19 protein-coding genes are annotated in these 20,286 nt (G+C 57.9%); 10 read left to right on the top strand and 9 right to left on the bottom strand.

Annotated elements, in window-relative coordinates:
• The first annotated feature begins 114 nt into the window (after positions 1-114).
• Together AC2FID_RS11625 and AC2FID_RS11620 are read left to right on the top strand one after the other, a co-directional pair.
• Positions 115-1,509 (top strand): amidase, encoded by a 1,395-nt coding sequence (locus tag AC2FID_RS11625; RefSeq protein WP_496836923.1) that lies wholly within the window; start codon positions 115-117, stop codon positions 1,507-1,509.
• Positions 1,510-1,542: 33 nt separating this feature from the next.
• Positions 1,543-2,325 carry a DUF2189 domain-containing protein gene (locus tag AC2FID_RS11620; RefSeq protein WP_496836922.1) on the top strand — a complete coding sequence of 261 codons (783 nt, stop codon included), beginning with the start codon at positions 1,543-1,545 and terminating at the stop codon, positions 2,323-2,325.
• 5 nt (positions 2,326-2,330) lie between these two features.
• On the opposite strand, the gene AC2FID_RS11615 is transcribed toward AC2FID_RS11620, so the two are convergent.
• The 3 genes from AC2FID_RS11615 to AC2FID_RS11605 all read right to left on the bottom strand — a co-directional run bounded on the left by AC2FID_RS11615 (position 2,331) and on the right by AC2FID_RS11605 (position 5,733).
• The gene (locus AC2FID_RS11615) at positions 2,331-3,065 is read right to left on the bottom strand and encodes a helix-turn-helix domain-containing protein (protein ID WP_282169383.1); all 735 of its coding nucleotides are present in this window, start codon (positions 3,063-3,065) and stop codon (positions 2,331-2,333) included.
• Between the two features lie 289 nt (positions 3,066-3,354).
• Entirely contained in the window at positions 3,355-3,915 is a 561-nt protein-coding gene (gene ilvN, locus AC2FID_RS11610; RefSeq protein WP_058273965.1) for an acetolactate synthase small subunit, read from the bottom strand.
• A gap of 66 nt (positions 3,916-3,981) precedes the next feature.
• A complete protein-coding gene (locus AC2FID_RS11605) occupies positions 3,982-5,733 on the bottom strand; it encodes an acetolactate synthase 3 large subunit (protein ID WP_282120496.1) in 1,752 nt (583 codons plus the stop codon).
• Positions 5,734-6,155: 422 nt separating this feature from the next.
• On the opposite strand from AC2FID_RS11605, the gene AC2FID_RS11600 reads away from it, so the two are divergent.
• Positions 6,156-7,001 (top strand): HalD/BesD family halogenase, encoded by an 846-nt coding sequence (locus AC2FID_RS11600; RefSeq protein ID WP_282120497.1) that lies wholly within the window; start codon positions 6,156-6,158, stop codon positions 6,999-7,001.
• Between the two features lie 48 nt (positions 7,002-7,049).
• Positions 7,050-7,433, top strand: coding sequence for a bleomycin resistance protein (locus AC2FID_RS11595; protein WP_282120498.1), 384 nt, complete (start codon positions 7,050-7,052; stop codon positions 7,431-7,433).
• A gap of 83 nt (positions 7,434-7,516) precedes the next feature.
• Here AC2FID_RS11595 and AC2FID_RS11590 read toward each other — a convergent pair whose 3' ends face one another.
• Both AC2FID_RS11590 and AC2FID_RS11585 read right to left on the bottom strand, forming a co-directional pair.
• The gene (locus AC2FID_RS11590) at positions 7,517-8,164 is read right to left on the bottom strand and encodes a response regulator transcription factor (RefSeq protein WP_282120499.1); all 648 of its coding nucleotides are present in this window, start codon (positions 8,162-8,164) and stop codon (positions 7,517-7,519) included.
• The gene (locus AC2FID_RS11585) at positions 8,161-9,594 is read right to left on the bottom strand and encodes a cache domain-containing protein (protein ID WP_282169385.1); all 1,434 of its coding nucleotides are present in this window, start codon (positions 9,592-9,594) and stop codon (positions 8,161-8,163) included. The genes AC2FID_RS11590 and AC2FID_RS11585 overlap by 4 nt, the downstream gene beginning before the upstream one ends.
• Before the next feature lie 248 nt (positions 9,595-9,842).
• Between AC2FID_RS11585 and AC2FID_RS11580 the strand changes: the two genes are divergently transcribed.
• From AC2FID_RS11580 to AC2FID_RS11570, 3 genes are all read left to right on the top strand, one after another.
• On the top strand, positions 9,843-10,925 hold the full coding sequence (locus tag AC2FID_RS11580) for a TRAP transporter substrate-binding protein (protein ID WP_058273960.1): 1,083 nt from the start codon (positions 9,843-9,845) through the stop codon (positions 10,923-10,925).
• 121 nt (positions 10,926-11,046) lie between these two features.
• Positions 11,047-11,973 carry a TRAP transporter small permease subunit gene (locus AC2FID_RS11575; RefSeq protein ID WP_496738367.1) on the top strand — a complete coding sequence of 309 codons (927 nt, stop codon included), beginning with the start codon at positions 11,047-11,049 and terminating at the stop codon, positions 11,971-11,973.
• 17 nt (positions 11,974-11,990) lie between these two features.
• Positions 11,991-14,345, top strand: coding sequence for a TRAP transporter large permease subunit (locus tag AC2FID_RS11570; RefSeq protein ID WP_109311367.1), 2,355 nt, complete (start codon positions 11,991-11,993; stop codon positions 14,343-14,345).
• A 135-nt stretch (positions 14,346-14,480) separates the two neighbouring features.
• On the opposite strand, the gene AC2FID_RS11565 is transcribed toward AC2FID_RS11570, so the two are convergent.
• The 4 genes from AC2FID_RS11565 to AC2FID_RS11550 form a co-directional block, all read right to left on the bottom strand.
• Positions 14,481-14,870, bottom strand: coding sequence for a VOC family protein (locus tag AC2FID_RS11565; protein ID WP_109311357.1), 390 nt, complete (start codon positions 14,868-14,870; stop codon positions 14,481-14,483).
• Positions 14,871-14,876: 6 nt separating this feature from the next.
• Positions 14,877-15,701 carry an arginyltransferase gene (locus AC2FID_RS11560; protein ID WP_282151434.1) on the bottom strand — a complete coding sequence of 275 codons (825 nt, stop codon included), beginning with the start codon at positions 15,699-15,701 and terminating at the stop codon, positions 14,877-14,879.
• Between the two features lie 77 nt (positions 15,702-15,778).
• A complete protein-coding gene (locus AC2FID_RS11555; protein WP_058274521.1) occupies positions 15,779-16,210 on the bottom strand; it encodes an RDD family protein in 432 nt (143 codons plus the stop codon).
• A 65-nt stretch (positions 16,211-16,275) separates the two neighbouring features.
• A complete protein-coding gene (locus AC2FID_RS11550; protein WP_282151432.1) occupies positions 16,276-16,698 on the bottom strand; it encodes a DUF2852 domain-containing protein in 423 nt (140 codons plus the stop codon).
• Positions 16,699-16,782: 84 nt separating this feature from the next.
• Here AC2FID_RS11550 and AC2FID_RS11545 point away from each other — a divergent pair, with 84 nt between their 5' ends.
• Genes AC2FID_RS11545 through AC2FID_RS11535 form a run of 3 tightly spaced genes read left to right on the top strand, consistent with a single transcriptional unit; the run spans position 16,783 to position 20,280 of the window.
• Entirely contained in the window at positions 16,783-17,235 is a 453-nt protein-coding gene (locus AC2FID_RS11545) for a DUF4440 domain-containing protein (RefSeq protein WP_496836918.1), read from the top strand.
• Positions 17,232-20,021 carry a [protein-PII] uridylyltransferase family protein gene (locus AC2FID_RS11540; RefSeq protein ID WP_496836916.1) on the top strand — a complete coding sequence of 930 codons (2,790 nt, stop codon included), beginning with the start codon at positions 17,232-17,234 and terminating at the stop codon, positions 20,019-20,021. The genes AC2FID_RS11545 and AC2FID_RS11540 overlap by 4 nt, the downstream gene beginning before the upstream one ends.
• Positions 20,008-20,280, top strand: a complete 273-nt coding sequence (locus tag AC2FID_RS11535) for a hypothetical protein (protein ID WP_108859046.1) — start codon at positions 20,008-20,010, stop codon at positions 20,278-20,280. Before AC2FID_RS11540 ends, AC2FID_RS11535 begins: the two co-directional genes overlap by 14 nt.
• The last annotated feature ends 6 nt before the right edge of the window (positions 20,281-20,286 follow it).

Genomic DNA, 20,286 nt, shown 5'->3' with positions numbered 1-20,286 from the left:
TCCGTGCACTGCGGTGTGCGTGGTAAAAGGTATATGTAAAACACGGGTTTAAATGGGGTTGCGGCCTCGCTAGGCTGATCGCGACTTGGTAACACTGAATGCGATGGGTCCCGGATGGATTTAAGTCAGACAACCGCAACTGCCTTGTTGGCGGCGCTTTCGGCCCGGCGTCTCTTAGCCGCTGATCTGATGCGTGAAACCTTGGATCGCATTGCGGCGGTCAACCCGCCTCTGAATGCGATTGTTGCGCTGCGCGATGAAGAGGCGCTGATGGCCGAGGCGCGTGCGCTGGATGCGGGGTCAGTGACGGGCCCGTTGCATGGGCTGCCGATCGCGGTCAAAGATCTGGTGAATGTCGCCGGAGTGGTGTCGTCGCAAGGATCACCGCTGTATCGCGATCATGTACCCGAACATGACGATCTGATAGCCGCACGGATGCGGGCGGCCGGCGCAATCCTGATCGGTAAAACAAATACGCCAGAGTTTGGCTTGGGCTCGCACACGTTCAATCCCGTTTATGGCGCCACGCGTAACCCATATGATCGCTCTAAGACATGTGGTGGATCATCGGGTGGGGCAGCCGTTGCGCTAGCCACCGGGATGGTGGCGCTGGCGGATGGCTCTGACATGATGGGCAGTCTGCGTAATCCGGCGGCCTGGAACAATGTCTATGGGTTTCGCCCAAGTTGGGGACGTGTGCCGCCGGAACCTGTGGGCGACGTATTCCTTCACCAACTGTCCACGCTTGGCCCAATGGCACGAGCCCCGGAAGATCTGGGTGTGTTGTTGGACGTGATTTCAGGGCCGGACCCACGGCATCCTGCAACCCCGCACAATGCTGCGGTGTCCCCAGTTCAGGCGGCCGATCTGGCCGGTATGCGGATTGGCTGGCTGGGCGACTGGGGCGGGGCGTTCCCGTTTGAGGATGGTATTTTGGATCTGTGCCAGGATGCGCTGTCCGTTTTTGTACAGCAGGGGGCGCAGGTTGAAGCTGTTGCGCCGCCCTTTGACGCGGAACGCATATTCGAAAGCTGGTCGACCTTACGATCCTGGAGCGTGGCGGCAAGTCTGGCCCCTCAGTCTGAACAACGGGCGCAGTTGAAGGACACAGCGCAATGGGAACTTGACCAGGGGCAAGCCCTGACGGCGATGCAGGTGCATAAGGCGAGTGTTGTACGATCGGATTGGTTCCGGCGCGCGGCTGAACTGTTCGAAGGATTTGATGCGTTGATCCTGCCGTCTACTCAGGTCTGGCCGTTTGAACTTGAGCTTCCGTATCCCACTGAGATTGCCGGTAATAGCATGGATACCTATCACCGCTGGATGCAGGTCATGATTCCAGTCAGCTTGATTGGCTTGCCGTGTCTGTCGGTGCCGGTAGGGTTTGGGGCAGGTGGGTTGCCGATGGGCATGCAGGTCTTTGGCCCACGCGGCGCGGATGCGAGTGTATTGTCAATCGGGGCCGCGTATCACGACGCGACCGGGTGGCCACAAAACCGACCGGCTTGAGGAGAGCGCCGGAAACAGGAGGAGAGACAGAGCATGGAAAAACCCTTTGGGGTTCCGGATATGGGACCTGTGGATACCGGAATGCTGCGCGAGGCGTTGCGCCGTGCCTGGGCTGATTTTCGTCGGGCACCTGTTTTTGGCCTGTTGTTCGGTGGGTTCTATGTGTTGGCTGGCTTGGCCATGGCGTGGGTCACGGTGCAGACGCAGACGTCATTCTGGCTGGTGCTGGCCACCATAGGGTTCCCATTGCTCGGCCCTTTTGCGGCAGTAGGGTTGTATGAGGTGTCACACCGGTTGGAACAGGGTGAGCCTTTGGATTTCAACGAGGTTTTCGGCGTTGTCCTGCAGCAGAGCCGTCGTCAATTGCCATCCATCTGCGCGATTATCGTGGTGATTTTCCTGTTCTGGTTTTTCTTGGGTCATATGATCTTTGCGTTGTTCATGGGGCTGTCGACCATGACCAACGTCTCCAGTTCGCTAGAGGTCTTTATGACGCCCAATGGCCTGACTATGCTGGCCGTCGGCAGCATCGTGGGGGCCATTTTCGCGCTTATTCTATACATGATCACCGTCCTTTCGATCCCGATGTTGCTGGACCGGGAACTGGACTTCGTGACTGCGATGATCGCCAGTTTCAGCTATGTCCGGTCGAACCCGAAGATCATGCTGGGGTGGGGTGTGTTCGTGGCCGTCGTGACGTTTGTGGCCATGATCCCGTGGTTTTTGGGGCTGTTGATCGTCTTGCCTTTGCTGGGGCATGCCAGTTGGCACCTGTACCGCCTGATAACTTTGGCGGGGGGCGAAAAAGGCGCTTGAAAGCCCTATGCGGCGCTTTGTTTGAACCGTTTGGCAGCGCGCGCCGCAGGCAGGGCAGCCTTGGCCTGAGTGCCAAGGTAATTCAGCGAGATCCGGCGCATTGTGGTCGCCTGAGCGTTGGTTTTGGACAGGCAAATTGCAATGCCGCGCCACCGCTCGGAATTTTCTTCAGCACCGCGGGTCACAAGGTAGATGCGACTGTTTTGGGCCGCACGGCTGGACATAAGGATAAAAATCTGGCGCCCGGCGCAAGCTGCAATACCCTGCACCTCACGTCTGGTGGTGTCGGCCGGTATCCCGTCATTTTCGGGCTCATAGCTGCGCACCAGCGTGCATTGCGGCAAACGGCGCGTGTGGATCAGCCGGTGCCTGGTCGCAGGAGATCCGTCCAGTCCTGTTTCTGTCGCGTAATAAAAGCCGGCCGGCAGCAGGTTTTCGGTTAGCGTAGAAGGGCCGGACCCCAGGAATTCAGTCAGGGCCGAAGCAGCTGGATGTTCCGGAGGCGTTTCAATTTCCTCCAAAGGCCGCAACAGGATACGGGCGTCGACCTCAAAAAACCGGCACATGCGATCCAGAACATCGGGGCGGGGAAAGCTTTCACCCGCCAGATACCTGTTAAATTGGGTCCTGTTGATGCCCAGTTGGCGGCACAGTTCGGACACGGACGAATATTGCCGCGACAATTGTCGCAGATTGGCACCGAACATCCGGCGCAATTCATCAGGACTGCGGATACTCATGGTCATTTCTGTCCCAGGTTCCAGAGTGTCATTCCAAAAAGTGCGACGCACCCGACCTTTTGGCCGTTCGTGCATTCTCAATCGTACTGGTGACCCTAGCTGGCGCATCCCAACACCACGCTACACCTCCAAAGTTAACGTCGGGGCAGGCAAACGCAATAGGCTTTACATCAATTTGTATGATCTTTTTGGGTGGCCATGTTCATAGGCAACATACCGTTGCATTGATTGAATATGTCCTGAGACTGCGCCTCGCCCCGGTGTCAAAAGGGGGGGCGAGGCGAAAAAGTCAGTCGCCGCGCAACAGGGCGGCCACGCCGGTGCGCGCAATCTCGACAAGGCCCAGCGGGCGCATCAGATCGGCAAAGGCGTCGATTTTGTCAGGGGCACCGGTGATTTCGAAAATGAACGAATTCAACGTGCTGTCGACGACGCTGGCGCGAAAGATATCGGCCAGACGCAGCGCCTCGACCCGCTTGTCGCCCGCGCCGACAACCTTGATGATCGCCAGTTCCCGCTCGACCGAGGGGCCTTCGACAGTCAGGTCGTGAACCTCGTGTACCGGAACGATACGGCCCAATTGGGCTTTGATCTGTTCGATCACCTGAGGGGTGCCGGTGGTGACGATGGTAATCCGGCTCAGGTGGCCAGTGTGATCCACCTCGGCGACGGTCAGGCTTTCGATGTTGTAACCCCGGCCCGAGAACAACCCGATCACCCGGGCCAGAACACCCGGTTCGTTTTCGACCAAGACAGCAATCGTATGGCGTTCCTGCACGTCCGAAAACGTGGGGCGTAGGTTATAGGCGGAATGGCGCGTTGCACCTTTTTTGATATGTAGGGCAGACATTTATGTCCCTTTCATAATCCTGTGATGGTCGGGTGCGGTGCACCCGACAAAATCTGTCAAATTGTGTCAGACCAGAACCGAGCCTTTGGAGTCGATCACGCCCTGTGTCTCGGCCTCGCCCAACAGCATTTCGTTGTGCGCCTTGCCCGACGGGATCATGGGGAAGCAGTTCTCGTGCTTTTCGACCAGACAGTCAAAGATCACCGGACCGTCATAGTTGATCATCTCCATGATGGCGTCATCCAGATCGGCCGGATCGGAACACAGGATGCCCTTGGCCCCGAAGGCCTCGGCGAGTTTGACGAAATCGGGCAGGGCCTCGGACCAGGAATGCGAGTACCGCTCGCCATGCAGCAGTTCCTGCCACTGACGAACCATGCCAAGGCGTTCGTTGTTCAGAATGAATTGTTTCACCGGCAGGCGATACTGTGCGGCGGTGCCCATTTCCTGCATGTTCATCAGCCAAGAGGCTTCGCCCGCGACGTTGATGACCAGCGCGTCAGGGTGCGCCATCTGCACACCGATGGAGGCCGGGAAGCCATAGCCCATCGTGCCCAATCCGCCTGACGTCATCCAGCGGTTCGGATCTTCGAAGCCCAGATACTGCGCGGCCCACATCTGGTGCTGACCGACCTCGGTGGTGATGTAACGGTCGTGCTTTTTGGTCAGCTCTTCCAGCCGTTCAAGCGCGTATTGCGGTTTGATCGTCTTTTCGCTGTTGGTGTAGGCCAGACAGTTCACTTTGCGCCATTCGGTGATCTGATCCTGCCACTTGGCAACCGACGCCTCATCTGTCTTGCGGCCACGCGCTTTCCAAACCTTCAGGATATCCTCCAGCACATGTGCAACATCGCCAACAATCGGGATGTCCACGCGGATCACCTTGTTGATCGAGGACGGGTCGATGTCGATATGCGCCTTTTTCGAGTTGGGCGAGAACGCGTCGATCCGCCCGGTGATCCGGTCGTCGAACCGCGCACCGATGTTGATCATCAGGTCGCAGTCATGCATTGCCAGATTGGCCTCATAGAGTCCGTGCATGCCCAGCATGCCCAACCAATTTTTGCCCGAAGCCGGGTAGGCGCCCAGACCCATCAGGGTCGAGGTGATCGGGAAGCCGGTCGCATCGACCAGTTCGCGCAGCAACTGGCTGGCCGCCGTGCCGGAATTAATAACGCCGCCGCCGGTGTAAAAGACGGGTTTCTTGGCGGTCTCAATTGCGGCCACCAGTTCGGTGATCTCTTCCAGATCGCCTTTCAGAACCGGCTGATAATGCGAGGTCGAAGGCTTCGGCGCGCTATACTCGCCCGAGGCGAACTGAACGTCCTTGGGAATGTCGACAAGCACCGGGCCGGGGCGACCCGAGGTGGCGACATGGAATGCCTCGTGCATCGTGTCGGACAGCGAGTCCGTATCCTTGACCAGCCAGTTATGCTTGGTGCAGGGGCGGGTGATGCCAACGGTATCGGCCTCTTGGAACGCGTCCGAGCCAATCATAAACGTCGGAACCTGTCCGGTCAGAACCACAATCGGGATCGAATCCAGCAGCGCATCCGTCAGGCCGGTCACGGCATTTGTCGCGCCGGGGCCAGAGGTCACAAGGGCAACGCCGGGCTTGCCGGTCGAACGGGCATAGCCTTCGGCTGCGTGAACCGCGCCTTGTTCATGCCGCACCAGAATGTGACGAATATCGTTTTGCAGAAAAATCTCATCATAGATCGGTAGCACAGCACCGCCGGGGTATCCGAATACCGTGTCCACGCCCTGATCCTTAAGGGCCTGAACTACCATCTTTGCGCCGGTCATCTCACGTGTCATCTGCTTTGCTCCGTTCGCGACATGTGTCTTGCGTTTGACAAAAAAAAGCCCCCGAGATTTTCGGAGGCGCATGGGTTCGATTATGGTTTACCGTTACCGGCCCATGCGCGTGGTTCCTACGATTACGACTAGCGTTCTCATCGCCAGAGGCTCCTTCTTTGCGTGCAGGGACATTATGAGCCGGGGCAAGGGGCGTCAACAGGCTTTTGCACCAATTTTCTAACTCTGAGGGTGAATTTTGCGACATTTTATTGCGCAGATTGACGCATGCAGGGAATATTCAGGAAAAATACCCCCTTTCACCTCCAAATTTCTGCCTTGAGGGTAGTCAAAAAGCGGCATCGCTATGTCCGAAACAAGCATGATGAGTAGTTTTGACTGCGGCACGCTGAGAGTGACCGAACAAGGAAGGGAGGCGGAGGATGATCCATGATCTCGTTGATCTGGGGCGGTATCCGATCGATTGCCCGGACTCGCGCGCATATGAACGACTGATCGGTGATCTGCGCCGCGAGTTGGATCAGGACGGCTGCGCCGTTTTACCCGGTTTTATCCACCCCGAAGGTTTGGCGCAGCTATTGACAGAGGCGGATGCCGTGGCCGACCGGGCGCACCGCTCTTTCAACCGCACCAACGCTTATTTCTCAAAGGACGATCCCCGGTTGGACCTGAATCACCCAATACGCAGATTCTATGACCGGTCGAACGCCTTCGTTCCGGCAGACAACTTTCCCAAATCGGGTCCTCTGCGCCGAATCTATGAGTTCGAGGGCTTTTTGCCGTTCATACGCGATGGGCTGGATGAGCCGGAGGATCGGTTCTTTCGCTATGACGACCCTCTGGCGGATGTAATCGTCAACGTAGTCGAAGAAGGGCAGGGCTTTCCCTGGCATTTTGATACCAACAACTACACCGTGACACTGGCCATCCAGAATGGCGAGGTGGGTGGGGCCTTTGAATACGTGCCGAACTTGCGCAGCACCGAATACGAGAATTTCTCGTCCGTGGCTTCGGTGCTGGATGGAAACCGGGCACTGGTCAGGACGTTGGAGCTGCAGCCCGGGGATCTGCAGATATTCAAGGGCAGATACGCATTGCACCGGGTCGCCCCGGTACAAGGAACGCGCAGCCGATATGTCGGCATCTTTTCCTTTGTCGAAGCCGAAGGCATGTGTGGCGGGGTTGAGCGTACCCAACAGCTGTATGGGCGGGTTCTGCCGCATCATCACCAGCGTGCTGGATTGCGCAAGGATCAGTTGTTGGATTGACCGGTCGCGGGTTACAATCGAGAGCAGGGGCTACTGTCGGAGGGGCACATGCCGGAATTGCTACAGCTCACGCCATTTGTTCTGTGTTCGTCACTGCAAAAGCAGATTGATTTTTATTGCGATCGATTGGGATTTACTTGCGGTTTCAGGCAGGACAATTATGCCTTCCTGTCGCGTGGCAAGGTCGCCATTCGCTTGCTTGAATGCCCGCCGCGCGATGATGGGCGTGCCTTGGGGGATGATCAGTCCTTTTACATCGATGTGGCCGGGATTGATGATCTGTATGAAACCCTCAAGGCAGGGTTGGCTGATTTACCAGAGGGGCGCGTGCGTCCGCCGTTTGATCAGCCGTATCAACAACGCGAGTTTCACGTCCTGGATGAGGACGGAACACTGGTGTTTTTTGGCGAAGGTTTGCGAGCAAAGTCTTGAGTTAAAAAGCTCCCGCCCGTCGTCGATGCGCCTTCGGCGCACGTCCTCCGGTTGGGCCAGGCAGCGCATTCCGCGCTGCAGGGTCAGAAGCCAGGGCTTGTGCCTTGTAGTACGCCATGTTCAAGCGCATAGCGGGTCAGGCCAGCGGTGGATGAAATCCCAAGTTTGCGCCGGATGTTCTTGCGGTGCGTTTCAACGGTTCGAACCGAGATATCCAATGTTGCCGCGACTTCCTTGTTGGATTTGCCCTGCGCCAATTCCAGCAGAATTGTCTGTTCGCGCCCGGTCAATGCCTCGCGGGCGCCATCGCCTTTGGGCTGAAGCGATCCACTGGCTCCGGTGCACAAGTACTGCTCACCACGCATCACTGCGTCGATAGCCTGTTTGATCTCGTCCGTCGGCACGTCCTTGAGCACGTATCCGCTGGCGCCGTGGCTCAGCGCGGTCGAGATGTATTCGGGGCTGTCATGCATGGACAGGATCAGGATGCGTGTTCGGGGCAGGCGTTCCAGAATGATCTCGGTCGCGCTAAGGCCGCCTAAACCGGGCATGTTCAGGTCCATCAGGATCACGTCGGGCGCAAGATCGGTCGCTTGATCCACAGCCTCTTGTCCGCTGCCCAAGGTCCCGACCACCTCGATCTCATCATAGCTTTCAAGGATCGACTGAATCCCTTCGGCGACCATGGGGTGGTCGTCAACGATAAGAACCCGGATTTTCTGATCGCTCATGTACCAGCCTTTCGGTTAGGCGTTGCGTCCTCTTGCGGCGGCAGCATGTGGCTCAGAGGCAGGCTGACCTCGATCACTGTGCCGCTGCGTGGGGCGCGTGATGACAGAATGCGCAGCGATCCGTCAAGCTGTTCGATGCGTTCCTGCATGTTGCGCAGGCCGATACCGGGGTTGGCGGGATCAGGTGTGGTGCGTAACCCACGGCCATTGTCGGTGATCCGCATTGTCGCGCCTTTCTTGTGGCCGCGCAGGTCGATTGTAACACGTGTCGCCCCGGAATGACGCTCGATATTGGTCAGCGCTTCTTGGGCGATGCGATACAGAGCGATCTTGCTGTCCTGGTCTAGCCGGTTGCGGAACACCACGGTCGAGAATTCGGTTTCGATCCCGGTGCGTTCGCAGAAATCGTCGGTCAGCGCCTTGAGGGCAGGGCCAAGGCCCAGATCGTCCAGCACGCCGGGCCGCAGGTCGCGGCTGATGCGGCGGACTTCTGTAATAGCTGCGCCCAGTGTGTCGATGCCCTTTTCCAGAGGTGCCTGTGCCCCGGCATCGTCACCGCGAGACAGGCGACGGCGGGCATTGTCCAGCGCATAGCGGACACCGACGAGGATCTGGCTGATACCGTCATGCAATTCGCGCGCCACGCGCCCACGCTCTTCCTCTTGCGCATCAAAAACCCGCTGCGTCAGTTCTTTAAGTTTGGCATCTGCCAGGCGGCGCTCGCGGACGTTCAGCAACATGCCCGAGGTGAAGACAACCAACACCGCGGCAAGAACAATTGCGCCGATATACGAGAAAGTCCGTTGCACTCGGGCCTCGACCTCGGCCCGCGCGTTGGCGACTGTCGCGACGATGTCGTCGATGAAAACTCCTGTGCCGACAGCCCACCGCCAGTCCTGCAGGCCGACCACATAGGCGATCATTTGCGCCTCTTCGCCTGTCGAAGGTTTTTGCCACATGAAACTGTGCCAGCCCGCACCTTGACGGGCTAGGCTGATGAATTCGTCCACAACAGGAGTGCCGTCGCTATCGGTCAGCCCCTCCCAGTTCCGGTTGATGAATTCGGTCTGGCGCGGGCTGACGAGATTGTTGCCGTCATAGTCATAGACAAAAAAGAACCCGTCCTTGCCGTAGATCATCGCTGACAGGATTTGCGTCACAAGGTTCTGCGCAACCTTATCCTCTGTGGATGCCCGTCCGTAGATATAGGCAAACCCGTTTCGAGCCTGCGTGACATAGTTCTTAAGTTCTTCTTTCTTGGCTTCAATCAGTCGCCGCTCAAGCGCTTCAATTTCACGTTCGGCGGTTGCCCGGGATTCATGAACCACGAAGAACGCAATCGCGGCCACTGCGACGACCAGAGGGATCGCCGCCACAAGCGACAATTTCTGGCCGTAGGTCAGTGAAATCAGATTACGGAATCCCCTCATAGGCGAATCGATACGCAAGCAGGCGGCAAATTGCAAAATTTTTGGTGAATTGGCGCATATGAGAGGGCCGGCGCGAAGAATTATTTTGCATTTGTCACGGTTTGCACCCGGGAAAACACCAAAAACGCGATCCCCTACGTAGTACTAGGTATTCACATTCACATCTTGGTCATTAGGCTGACGCGCACTGAAAACGACTACGCCCGGCAATTGCCCGGGTTTTGAATATGTAGGGGAGGAACACTCATATGGATCGTCGTTCATTTCTAAAAACATCTGCTCTGGGCGGCTCGGCAGCTGCAGCCACCACGCTGGCGGCACCGGCATATGCGCAGGGCAAGCGCACGCTGACCATGGTAACCTCGTGGGGTCGCGGCCTGGCGGGTGTTTTCGACAGCGCACAGCGCTGCGCCGACAGCATCACCGCAATGTCGGACGGTAACCTGACCGTTGACATCAAAGCTGCCGGTGAACTGGTTGGCGCATTCGAAGTCTTTGACGCGGTATCGTCGGGGCAGGCCGACATGTATCACGCAGCGGACTATTACTTTGTTGGTCAGCACCCGGGCTATGCCTTCTTTACCGCTGTTCCGTTCGGCATGACCGCTCAGGAAATGGTAAACTGGTATTACCAGGATGGCGGCATGGAGCTGCATGACGAGCTGGGCCAGATCTTTGGTCTGAAGTCGTTCCTGGCAGGTAACACCGGCGCGCAGGCGGGTGGCTGGTACTCGAAAGAGATCAACGGTCCAGAAGACTTCCAAGGTCTGAAATTCCGTATGCCCGGTCTGGGTGGCCAAGCTCTGGGTAAACTGGGCGCGTCCGTGCAGAACATTCCGGGCTCGGAAGTGTATCAGGCGCTGTCGTCCGGCGCGATCGATGGAACCGAGTGGATTGGTCCGTGGGCTGACGAAAAAGCCGGTTTCCAGGAAATCACCAAAGTTTACTACACCGCCGGTTTCCACGAGCCCAATGCAGGCCTGTCGCTGGCAACCAACCGCGACGTCTTCGAAAGCCTGACACCTGCGCAGCAGAAGATCATTGAGATCGCGGCGGCTGAATGCCACCAGTGGAACCTGGCACAATTCCTGGCCAATAACGGTGCGGCCTTGCAGCGTCTGCAATCAGGTGGCGTCAAGGTCATGGAATTCCCCGACAGCGTTTGGGATGCGTTCGGTCAAGCCAGCCAAGAAGTGCTGGACGAAAACATGGGCGACGAGCTGTTCAAGAAAATCCACGACAGCCACATGGCGTCGTCGGCATCGTCGGCCGGCTGGCAGGACCTGTCGTCGGGTGTTTACACAACACAGCGTAACCGCGTCCGCGGCTAAACGTTTTCCAAACGATCAATTGGTTTTCCCGCCTTCGCGGGGAAACCTTTCTCTGTTGCGTATGCGCGGACCCATCAAACCGCTATAATCAGCAGTGCAACTGATACGACCTGGGGACAACATGCAGGACGAAAACGGTATCTCGTTCTTCGGCGCCCTGTGGAACGGACTTGTGTGGTTCGTTCAAAACATTGCCGAAGCCTTCTATAATTTCGGATACGCCATCACGCATCCGCAACTCTGGCTGAACTGGTCGGACAAAGAAGCGATCATGCGCTTTGTCTACTACGGTGGATCAGTCGAGTTCTTCTTTGTGGTTTTCACACTCTTTCTGGTTCTGACGGTCATCGGGCTGTACTACCGGAATTTCATGTGGGGCATGGTGCGAGGCCTGGAAGGGTTCGCCAACACCACCGGGCGTTTCTTTGCCTGGGCCGGTCTGTTGATGGTCATTCAGCAGATCGTCATCGTGTTCATGCAACGCGTGTTTACCCGCCCGGATATGTCGTTTGGACTGGGTATTCCGTTTCAGATGGATATCAGCTGGTTCGCAGAAGAGCTGAAACTCTATAACGCGATGGTCGTCTGCCTGTGCTGCACATATACATTCGTGCAAGGCGGTCACGTACGTGTTGACCTTATCTATGCAGGTATCAGTCACCGCGCCAAACGCGTGGTCGACATGTTGGGTGCGGTTTTCTTCATGATGCCAATGGCGGTGCTGACCTGGATGTATGGCTGGTACTTCATGTGGCGGCACCTGATCGTGCCGAAACCGTCGGCCAGTGACACGCTGGATCGTTTGGTGATGAAATCCCGCGCGCTGCGCTGGAACATTGAAACCATCGGTTTCAGCCCAAATGGGTTCAACGGATACTTCTTGTTCAAGATACTGCTGGTGGCTTTTGCGGCCATGGTGTTCTTGCACGCGATCGCATTCCTGTACCGCTCGTATCTGGAATACGTGGAAGGGCCGGACAGCGTTGGAAAATATCTCGACAAGGACAGCCTTGGCGAGGGTGAAGAAGCCTACGAAGGCGCACATTAGGGACGGAGACCCAGACTATGTTATTCGGACTTGATGGCGTCGAGATAGGCCTCATTATCGTATTCTTCTGCCTCTTCGGGGGCATCCTTTCCGGGTTCCCGGTGGCTTTTGCCATCGGTGGGGCCGGTATCATCTCATTCGGGATCATCGCCGCGCTGGACAGTGCCGGTCTGTTAATACACCAGGCAATTGATACCAGTTCCCAAGCATACCGAGACCTTGTGAATTCGGGCGTCAAACCGGACACGGTGTCGGTGTTCCGCTTCCCGGATTTACCAAGGATCGCCGAGCCGGTCTTTGTGCAAGGCTGGGAAACCGCGCTGGACCGCAATGTCTCGTTCATCGTGAACCGCATGAACGAACGCGTTCTGGCGGGGCAGTCTATTGAGACCCTGCTGGCCGTTCTGATGTTCGTTCTGATGGGCATCACGCTGGAACGCTCAAAGATCGCGAACGATCTGCTGACAACAATGGCGCGCGTCTTCGGACCGCTGCCGGGTGGTCTGGCCGTGTCGATCGTGGTCGTGGGTGCATTCCTGGCGGCCTCGACCGGTATTGTTGGTGCGACCGTGGTAACCATGGGCCTGCTGGCGCTGCCGACCATGTTGCGCAACAACTACTCGCCTGAACTGGCGACGGGTGTGATTGCGGCATCGGGCACGTTGGGGCAGATCATTCCGCCGTCCATCGTGATCGTTCTGTTGGGCACCTTGGCGGGTGATCTCTATTCAACCGCGCAGGAAACGCGCGCTCAGGACGCAGGCTGTACCGATGCGCTGACCTATCTGGGGGAACCGGCTGTGGTTTCGGTCGGAACGCTGTTCCAGGCCGCCTTGTTGCCGGGGATCATGTTAGCGTTGCTCTATGCGCTATATGCCTTTGGCTATGCACTGTTGAACCCTGAGAAAGCACCGGCAGTTCCAATGTCCGGCGGAAGTGGTGAGCCGATCACGCGCAGTGAAGGCCTGACTTGGTTGCTTGGAGCACCTGTCGCCCTGATTGTTGGCGCAGTCCTGCTGGGCAGCTCGGGGGTCATTGGCAGCCAGAACATCAACGTCTCGGCGTTTTCAGACATCGGTGCGGGCGCGTCGCTGCGCACCAATGTTTCCGAGCAGTGCAAGGTGTCGATGATCGAGCTGCACGGACAATCCGCCTGGGATCAGGCCGTATCCGAGCAGGAAACGATTGACGCCGCAGGTGGTGTCGCCAACGCCGAACGACTGAGCGAAGAGGCCCTGGTCGAGGCGCGCGAGGCCAAGATCGCCGCTGCGGCGCCGATTGGTACTGGTGTTGCGGTGATTGTGGTTCTGCTGGGTCTGACACTGGTCATGGGCCGCGGCATTGCGCCGTCCAAACCGACGCAGCCGTTGATTTTGGGCGCTATCGGTCTGCTGTTGATGTTACTGGTTGATGTTCTGTTGATTGCACCAACAACGTCTTCGGGATTGACCTTCGTCCTTCTGGCTTTGCCCTTTGCCTTGGCAATGTACGGCTGCAAGGAGGCGGCAGCCCGGTGTGCCACGAATGATTTGATCCGGGTGGTCTTCCCGCCATTGGTTCTGATTATCGCGGTGCTAGGATCAATTCTGGGCGGTGTGACCAACCCAACACCAGCGGCAGCACTTGGGGCGGGCGGAGCGATCATGCTGGCAGCCTATCGAAAGCTGCAGGATCAGGAGCGTTCCGGCAAGGTGATCATCTGGGCCACTTTTGCCGTGATCATTGCGCTGCTGATGGGCGTGAACTTTGATCTGCGCATCAATCAGAGCAATGTGAACTTTGAGACCTGGGTCGCCTTCATAATTGCTTACGGTGCCTATCTGTATGCCCTTTTCGGTCTGCTGTTTGGGTGCTGGGTTCTGTTCACCAGTGGGGTTCTGACGCCGGTGGTGCGCGAAACGGCCAAGGTGACCTCGATGGTGTTCACCATCCTGATCGGATCGCAACTGCTGAACCTGGTGGTGATCTCGTTCGGGGGTGAGCACTATATTCAGCAGTTCCTGCGCAGCTTTGACAACGAGTTCACGGTCTTCCTGATCGTGATGCTGGTGCTGTTCATTCTGGGCTTCGTGCTGGATTTCCTTGAGATCATCTACATCGTGATCCCCATCGTGGGACCGGTGATTTATGGTGGCTCGTTCGATCCGAAATGGGTGACGATCATGGTGGCGGTGAACCTTCAGACGTCGTTCCTGACGCCGCCGTTTGGGTTTGCGCTATTCTACTTACGAGGGGTCGCGCCCAAAGAAGTCACGACAGGCCACATCTATCGTGGGATCATTCCGTTCGTGATCATTCAGGTGGTCGGGATTGCGATCCTGTGGTTCTTCCCGTCGATCGTGACCATTGTTCCGGATCTGATCCCGAATTGATGCGACGTTCATAACCAAATTGAAAAGGGGGCCTTTGGGCCCCCTTTGCTTTGGTGTTTGGGGGAAGGGGCGCTGCCCCTTCTTGGTATGCGACCAATTCAACCCCGGGATATTTTTTGCCAGATGAAGTGCAGATCAGGTGAACTGGATCAGATCCCAGCGATTGCCGAACGGGTCGCGCCAGACGGCGACGATGCCATAGGGCTCATTGCGTGGGTCTTCCTCGAAATGGACGCCTGCAGTGATCATTGCGTTGTGGTCACGTTGGAAATCATCGGTTTGAAGGAAAAAGCCGACGCGCCCGCCGGTTTGGTTTCCAACGGCAGCGGTCTGGCTTGGGCTATCTGCCTTGGCCAGCAGCAGGGATGCGTCGCCCGAACCCGGCGGGGCAACCCGGACCCAGCGTTTGCCACCGCCGAGATCAATATCCTGCTGCAGGGTGAAACTGAGTGTTTGGGTATAGAAGGCGATCGCGTCATCGTAGTCCGGCACCACGAGGGTGACGGCGAAAAGACTTTGGGGCATGGGATATCAGCCTTTGGTAGGGTGGCGGTCGGGCAGTTGGATGCTGGCAACCTGTTCCGCGATTGGCGCGGTGGACAAAGGGTGGCGGCTGGAATCCGTCAGTTCAGATGGGTTGTTTACGCTGATCCATTCGCCCTGGTAATAGGCCTCAAGCCCTGAGAAGCGCGCTTTGTAACCCATCTTGGGGCTGCCCGGCACCCAGTATCCGAGGTAGACATATGGCAACCCGGCTTCGCGCGCGATGTCGATGTGATCGAGGATCATATACGTGCCCAGCGAGTTTTGCGGTTGCTGGGGGGTGTAGAACGAGTAGACCATGCTGAGGCCGTCATCCAGGACATCCGTCAGGCTAACGCCGATCAGATCTCCGGTACTTGGGTCGGCATATTCCACGACCCGGCTGCGGATCGGGGTTTCTTCGATCATCGCGGCGAACTCGAAAACGTCCATATCGGCCATTCCACCATCCGCGTGGCGGGTATCCAGGTAGCGGCGGAAGAGTTCGTATTGCTCATCCGTGGCCCAGGGAGAATTTGCCCTGCGTTGCAGGTACGCGTTGCGTTTGGCCGCGCGTTTCTGACTTTTGCTTGGGCGGAAGGCCGTCACGTCGATCCGGGCCGACAAACAGGCTGCACAATCGGAGCAGGACGGGCGGTACAACACATTTTGCGATCGGCGAAACCCTTGTTGGGACAATGAGTTATTCAGCTGATCCGCACCTTCCCCCTGAAGGGCAGTGAACAATTTACGCTCCATCCTGCCCTCAAGGTAAGGGCAAGGCTGTGGGGCCGTCACATAGAATTGTGGCGCGATTGGCAGCGTGTGTCGCATGAACGTTCCGTGTTTCCTTGGACCGGATGATAACAACCGATCCTAAAACCGCCAAGTGATTCACGTCGTTGAATTTTTTACGCGCGCTGGTTGATCATGACAGTTCCAAGGAACGCATCGGTAAGTCCCTGGCCGCGTGCGCTGGTCAGCATCATGATGACCGAGATGATCTGAATGACCGGAAACGCCATACTGACAAAATAACCGGCTGTGTGGGCCACCGCTTTGCCCAAATCCATCCGGGACCCGAATGAATCGCGCAGTTCGATCCCCATAAAGCGCATGCCCAGTGTGGCCGAGCCATTGGCGATGGTAATCACTCGGTAGACGAAACTGACGACGGCGTAGATCAAGGCCAGGACGAAAAAGCCCAGACCAAAGGTCAGCAGGATGGCCACCGTACACAACAGCGAGATAAAGGCGATGTCGAAAAGCCAGGCGATAAAACGCTTGGTCGCGACAGACTGGTAAAACTCCGGCTGTCGGTCTGGGTCGGGCAGGTGGGTCATATTTTGATTTCCGGCTGAGAATTTAGGACACCCTGTCCCGAATGGCGGGACAGGGCAAGGTCGGCTTAGGCGCGTTCGCCGTTTTCAGCCTCATCGTTGTTTTCACGGGCGCGTTCGTCCATGAACTGGTCAAACTCGGCCTTGTCTTTGGCGTCGCGCAGGCGGCGCAGGAAGGATTCGAATTCCTGTTGTTCGCGCTCGAGCCGGGCCAGGGTGTCGGACTTGTAGGCGTCAAACGCGCTATTGCCGGATGGCTTCATCGCACTCATGTGGCTGTGCCAGGATTTGCGACTGCTGCAGGATTTGCTAAACATGCGTTTGCTCCAGATCATATAGGCAAGAAGCGCCAGGCCAACGGGCCAGAAAAAGATGAAACCAAGGACCATGGCGGCGATCCAGGCCCCTTTGCCCTTGTCATCCATCCAGGCTTCGGCACGAGAGAGCCACCCCGGATTTTGTGGGACGGCGTGGTCGGACAATGCGGTCATTTGGGTTCTCCGGGTTTGATGTAAATTGCGTTCACATTGTCTAGATGGGGACTGAAGCGGGGGTTGCAAGGGGTCGATGTAAAAATGATTTACATTTTGGATTTTGCGACGGTTGACCTTGCTGCGGAACGGGCGCACTTTCCGCCTATGCAACATGTTGAAAATACGACACCTCCGACGCTGGATGAAATTCTAAACCTGGAAAAGCAGGTTTGGACCGCCCTGATGGAAGGCAATGCGGCTGCAGACCGGGCCTTGCTGAGCCCAGATTTTCTTGGGGTTTATCCGACGGGGTTTGCGAACCGGGATGATCACGTGGGACAGTTTGCCGACGCTCCGACGATGGCGCGCTATGAGCTAAGCGACACCCGGTTGCGGGTTTTGACCTCGGATATCGTTCTGCTGTCGTACCGGGCCGACTATCAGCGACCCAAGGCCGAGGGTTGGAGGGCGATGCTAATCTCGTCGCTTTGGGAGCGGCGGCATGACGTCTGGGTCAACAGTTTCAGTCAGGATACGCCCCTGGAGGGGAAATGACCGGGCCTCTTTCCATTCAGCGCCTGCCACGTGCATTCGACCAGTCGCTTGGCGATGATGCGCGCGCGGCGGTCAGCGGCATTACATCCGAACAGGGCGAGTTGATCGCTGGGGCAGCAGGGTCCAGCCCCTATCTGAAAAACTTGATCGATCACGAAAACGATTGGTTGGCCTCAGCGCTGCAACACCCCGATGACGCGCTGGCCGACGTTTTGCAGGCTGCGCGAATGCTACCGCCGGATCAGTTGAAACCGGGGCTGCGGCCGGCCAAGCGACGGATGGCGTTGCTGACCGCTCTGGCTGATCTGGCGGGCGCGTGGCCGTTGGAAAAGGTGACCGCGGCGCTAACCGATTTTGGCGCGTTGGCGGCGGATGTGGCGGCCAAGGCCGAGATCGCCAACCTGATCCGGCGCGGCAAACTTCCGGGCATGGGGCCGGACGATGTCGAAACCGCCGCCGGGATGATTATCCTGGCGATGGGCAAGATGGGCGCGTACGAGTTGAATTACAGCTCGGACATTGACCTGATCGTCCTGTTCGATGAGACGCGGTTTGATCCCGATGACTTCTACGAAGCGCGGCAAGGCATGGTGCGGGCGACACGCAATTTCTGCGCCACGCTCAGCGATAAGACGGCGGATGGGTATGTATTCCGCACTGATCTGCGCCTGCGCCCGGATCCGGCTGTGACGCCGGTCTGTATGGCGGCTGAGGCAGCCGAGCGGTACTATGAAAGCCTGGGCCGCACGTGGGAGCGCGCGGCCTATATAAAAGCACGCCCATGCGCTGGCGATATTGTGGCAGGACAACGGTTTCTGGATACGCTGCGCCCCTTTGTCTGGCGGCGTCACCTGGATTTTGCTGCCATTCAGGACGCCCATGACATGCGGCTGCGCATACGTGAAAATAAGGGAACTGGCGGTGCTCTGACCATTCCGGGTCATGACATGAAACTGGGGCAGGGCGGCATTCGCGAAATCGAGTTCTTTACCCAGACCCGCCAGTTGATCGCTGGGGGTCGAGACCCTGACTTGCGCGTGCGCGGCACGGTGCCCGGATTGGCGGCGCTTGCCGAAAAAGGCTGGGTCCCGCAGGATGTGGCAGATAAGCTGACTGATCATTATCGCGCCCATCGTGAGGTCGAACACCGTATCCAGATGATCCATGACGCTCAGACCCACAAGGTGCCGCAATCGCCGGACGGGATAGAACGCGTCGCTTGCATGATGGGAGTAGACGTCGACGAACTGACCCGTGACCTGACCCACAGGCTGACCGAAGTGCACGACCTGACTGAAGGCTTTTTTGCGCCCGGTTCCTCGACGCGCGCGCCAGTTGGCGAGGTGGATTTTGACCAGAACGTTCTGGCCCGCTGGACGACATATCCCGCACTGCGATCGCAACGCGGCGCGCGGATTTTCGAACGTCTCAAGCCCGAGCTGCTATCGCGTTTGGCAAAAACGGCGCAACCGGACGAGGCGCTGCGGGCGCTGGATGGTTTTCTGTCAGGCTTGCCCGCCGGCGTTCAGCTGTTTTCACTGTTTGAGGCCAACCCCCACCTGATCGACCTGCTGATTGATATTGTCGGGACATCCTACGCGCTTGCGGCGCATCTGTCGCGCAATGCATCGGTGTTTGATGCGGTGATCGGCGGGAGTTTCTTTAGCGACTGGCCGGGGCAGGCCACGCTGCAGGCGGATCTGGATCAGGCCCTCTCGGAGGAAGCGGATTACGAAAGCCAGCTCGATCTGGCCCGCCGCTGGTGCAAAGAATGGCACTTCCGCGTTGGTGTTCATCACCTGCGCGGGCTGATCGATGGTGAACAGGCGGGGCAGCAATACGCTCAGCTTGCCAGCGCTGTGATCGCTGCGATCCTACCGCGTGTGTCGGAACAGTTTGCCCGTAAACACGGTCCGGCCCCGGGGCGCGGTGCAACCGTGCTGGGCATGGGGTCCCTTGGGGCTGGGCGGATCAACTCGCAATCCGATCTGGATATGATCGTGATCTATGACCCGCTGGATCAGGATATGTCCGAGGGGCCACGCCCATTGGCCACTCGCACTTATTACGCACGGTTTACGCAAGCGCTGATCACGGCCCTATCAGCGCCGATGTCGCAAGGGCGGCTGTATGAGGTCGATATGCGCCTGCGTCCGTCAGGCAATCAGGGGCCGGTGGCGACAAGTTGGGCCAGCTTTACCAACTATCAGCAGAACGAGGCCTGGGTCTGGGAGCATCTCGCCCTGACGCGGGCCCGCGTGATCGCCGGAGACGAAGGTCTGGCTGAAGACATCGAGGCGTTCCGCACAGGCTTGCTGTCGCAACCGCGTGACCAGCAGAAGGCCCTGCGCGAAGTGGCCGAGATGCGCGCCCGCTTGGCCGCTGCCAAATCACCAGCAGGGATCTGGGACGCCAAAAACGGTCCCGGCCGGATGATGGATATCGAGCTGATGGCCGAAACCGGAACATTGTTGTCGGGCGTCGTACAGCGCGATGTGCATTCCGGTTTGGACGGCGCCGTCGCTGTTGGTTTGTTGGACGTCGCTCAGGCGCAAACGCTGAAGGACTGCTACGACCTATGCTGGTCCGTACAATGCGCGGCGCGCTTGTTGTCCGGCAAGGTCATCGAAGCTGACAAGGTCGGCGAGGGCGGTTCTGCCTTCCTGTGCCGCGCGACTGGATTTGAACAGGTTGAACAGCTGCAAAGCGCGCTGCAAGACAACTACAGCACGGCCGCTGAGATTATTGGCGGCGTGATCAGGGACGAAGATGATGGCGCAGAGTAAAGATCCAAATGATCACAAGGGGTTGATCCGCGAGGCGTATCGGATCGAAGGCATCACATTGCCTGAATGCCGCAGCATTTTTCTGGACTGGGCGCTGAGCCTGCCCGCTGAACGGGACCAATCTCAGGCGCTGATCGATCTGCATGCCGCCTATTCCCAACAGGACGCCGATCACCCGATGACACAGGTGTTGGCCGAGGGGTTGCAATCTGCCAAAACCCCCAAGCGGCGGGGCGGTTGGCGATCGCGCGACCGCTAGGGCTTT

The organism is Ruegeria sp. CDSC068 (assembly GCF_059610545.1).
The sequence above is the reverse complement of the archived record's forward strand: the minus strand, read 5'-3'. Positions and strand labels throughout refer to the sequence as shown.

Coding starts and splice junctions, on each gene's coding strand:
- AC2FID_RS11625 (WP_496836923.1), top strand. CDS start 115: ATGGATTTAAGTCAGACAACCGCAACTGCCTTGTTGGCGGCGCTTTCG.
- AC2FID_RS11620 (WP_496836922.1), top strand. CDS start 1,543: ATGGAAAAACCCTTTGGGGTTCCGGATATGGGACCTGTGGATACCGGA.
- AC2FID_RS11615 (WP_282169383.1), bottom strand. CDS start 3,065: ATGAGTATCCGCAGTCCTGATGAATTGCGCCGGATGTTCGGTGCCAAT.
- ilvN (WP_058273965.1), bottom strand. CDS start 3,915: ATGTCTGCCCTACATATCAAAAAAGGTGCAACGCGCCATTCCGCCTAT.
- AC2FID_RS11605 (WP_282120496.1), bottom strand. CDS start 5,733: ATGACACGTGAGATGACCGGCGCAAAGATGGTAGTTCAGGCCCTTAAG.
- AC2FID_RS11600 (WP_282120497.1), top strand. CDS start 6,156: ATGATCCATGATCTCGTTGATCTGGGGCGGTATCCGATCGATTGCCCG.
- AC2FID_RS11595 (WP_282120498.1), top strand. CDS start 7,050: ATGCCGGAATTGCTACAGCTCACGCCATTTGTTCTGTGTTCGTCACTG.
- AC2FID_RS11590 (WP_282120499.1), bottom strand. CDS start 8,164: ATGAGCGATCAGAAAATCCGGGTTCTTATCGTTGACGACCACCCCATG.
- AC2FID_RS11585 (WP_282169385.1), bottom strand. CDS start 9,594: ATGAGGGGATTCCGTAATCTGATTTCACTGACCTACGGCCAGAAATTG.
- AC2FID_RS11580 (WP_058273960.1), top strand. CDS start 9,843: ATGGATCGTCGTTCATTTCTAAAAACATCTGCTCTGGGCGGCTCGGCA.
- AC2FID_RS11575 (WP_496738367.1), top strand. CDS start 11,047: ATGCAGGACGAAAACGGTATCTCGTTCTTCGGCGCCCTGTGGAACGGA.
- AC2FID_RS11570 (WP_109311367.1), top strand. CDS start 11,991: ATGTTATTCGGACTTGATGGCGTCGAGATAGGCCTCATTATCGTATTC.
- AC2FID_RS11565 (WP_109311357.1), bottom strand. CDS start 14,870: ATGCCCCAAAGTCTTTTCGCCGTCACCCTCGTGGTGCCGGACTACGAT.
- AC2FID_RS11560 (WP_282151434.1), bottom strand. CDS start 15,701: ATGCGACACACGCTGCCAATCGCGCCACAATTCTATGTGACGGCCCCA.
- AC2FID_RS11555 (WP_058274521.1), bottom strand. CDS start 16,210: ATGACCCACCTGCCCGACCCAGACCGACAGCCGGAGTTTTACCAGTCT.
- AC2FID_RS11550 (WP_282151432.1), bottom strand. CDS start 16,698: ATGACCGCATTGTCCGACCACGCCGTCCCACAAAATCCGGGGTGGCTC.
- AC2FID_RS11545 (WP_496836918.1), top strand. CDS start 16,783: ATGATTTACATTTTGGATTTTGCGACGGTTGACCTTGCTGCGGAACGG.
- AC2FID_RS11540 (WP_496836916.1), top strand. CDS start 17,232: ATGACCGGGCCTCTTTCCATTCAGCGCCTGCCACGTGCATTCGACCAG.
- AC2FID_RS11535 (WP_108859046.1), top strand. CDS start 20,008: ATGGCGCAGAGTAAAGATCCAAATGATCACAAGGGGTTGATCCGCGAG.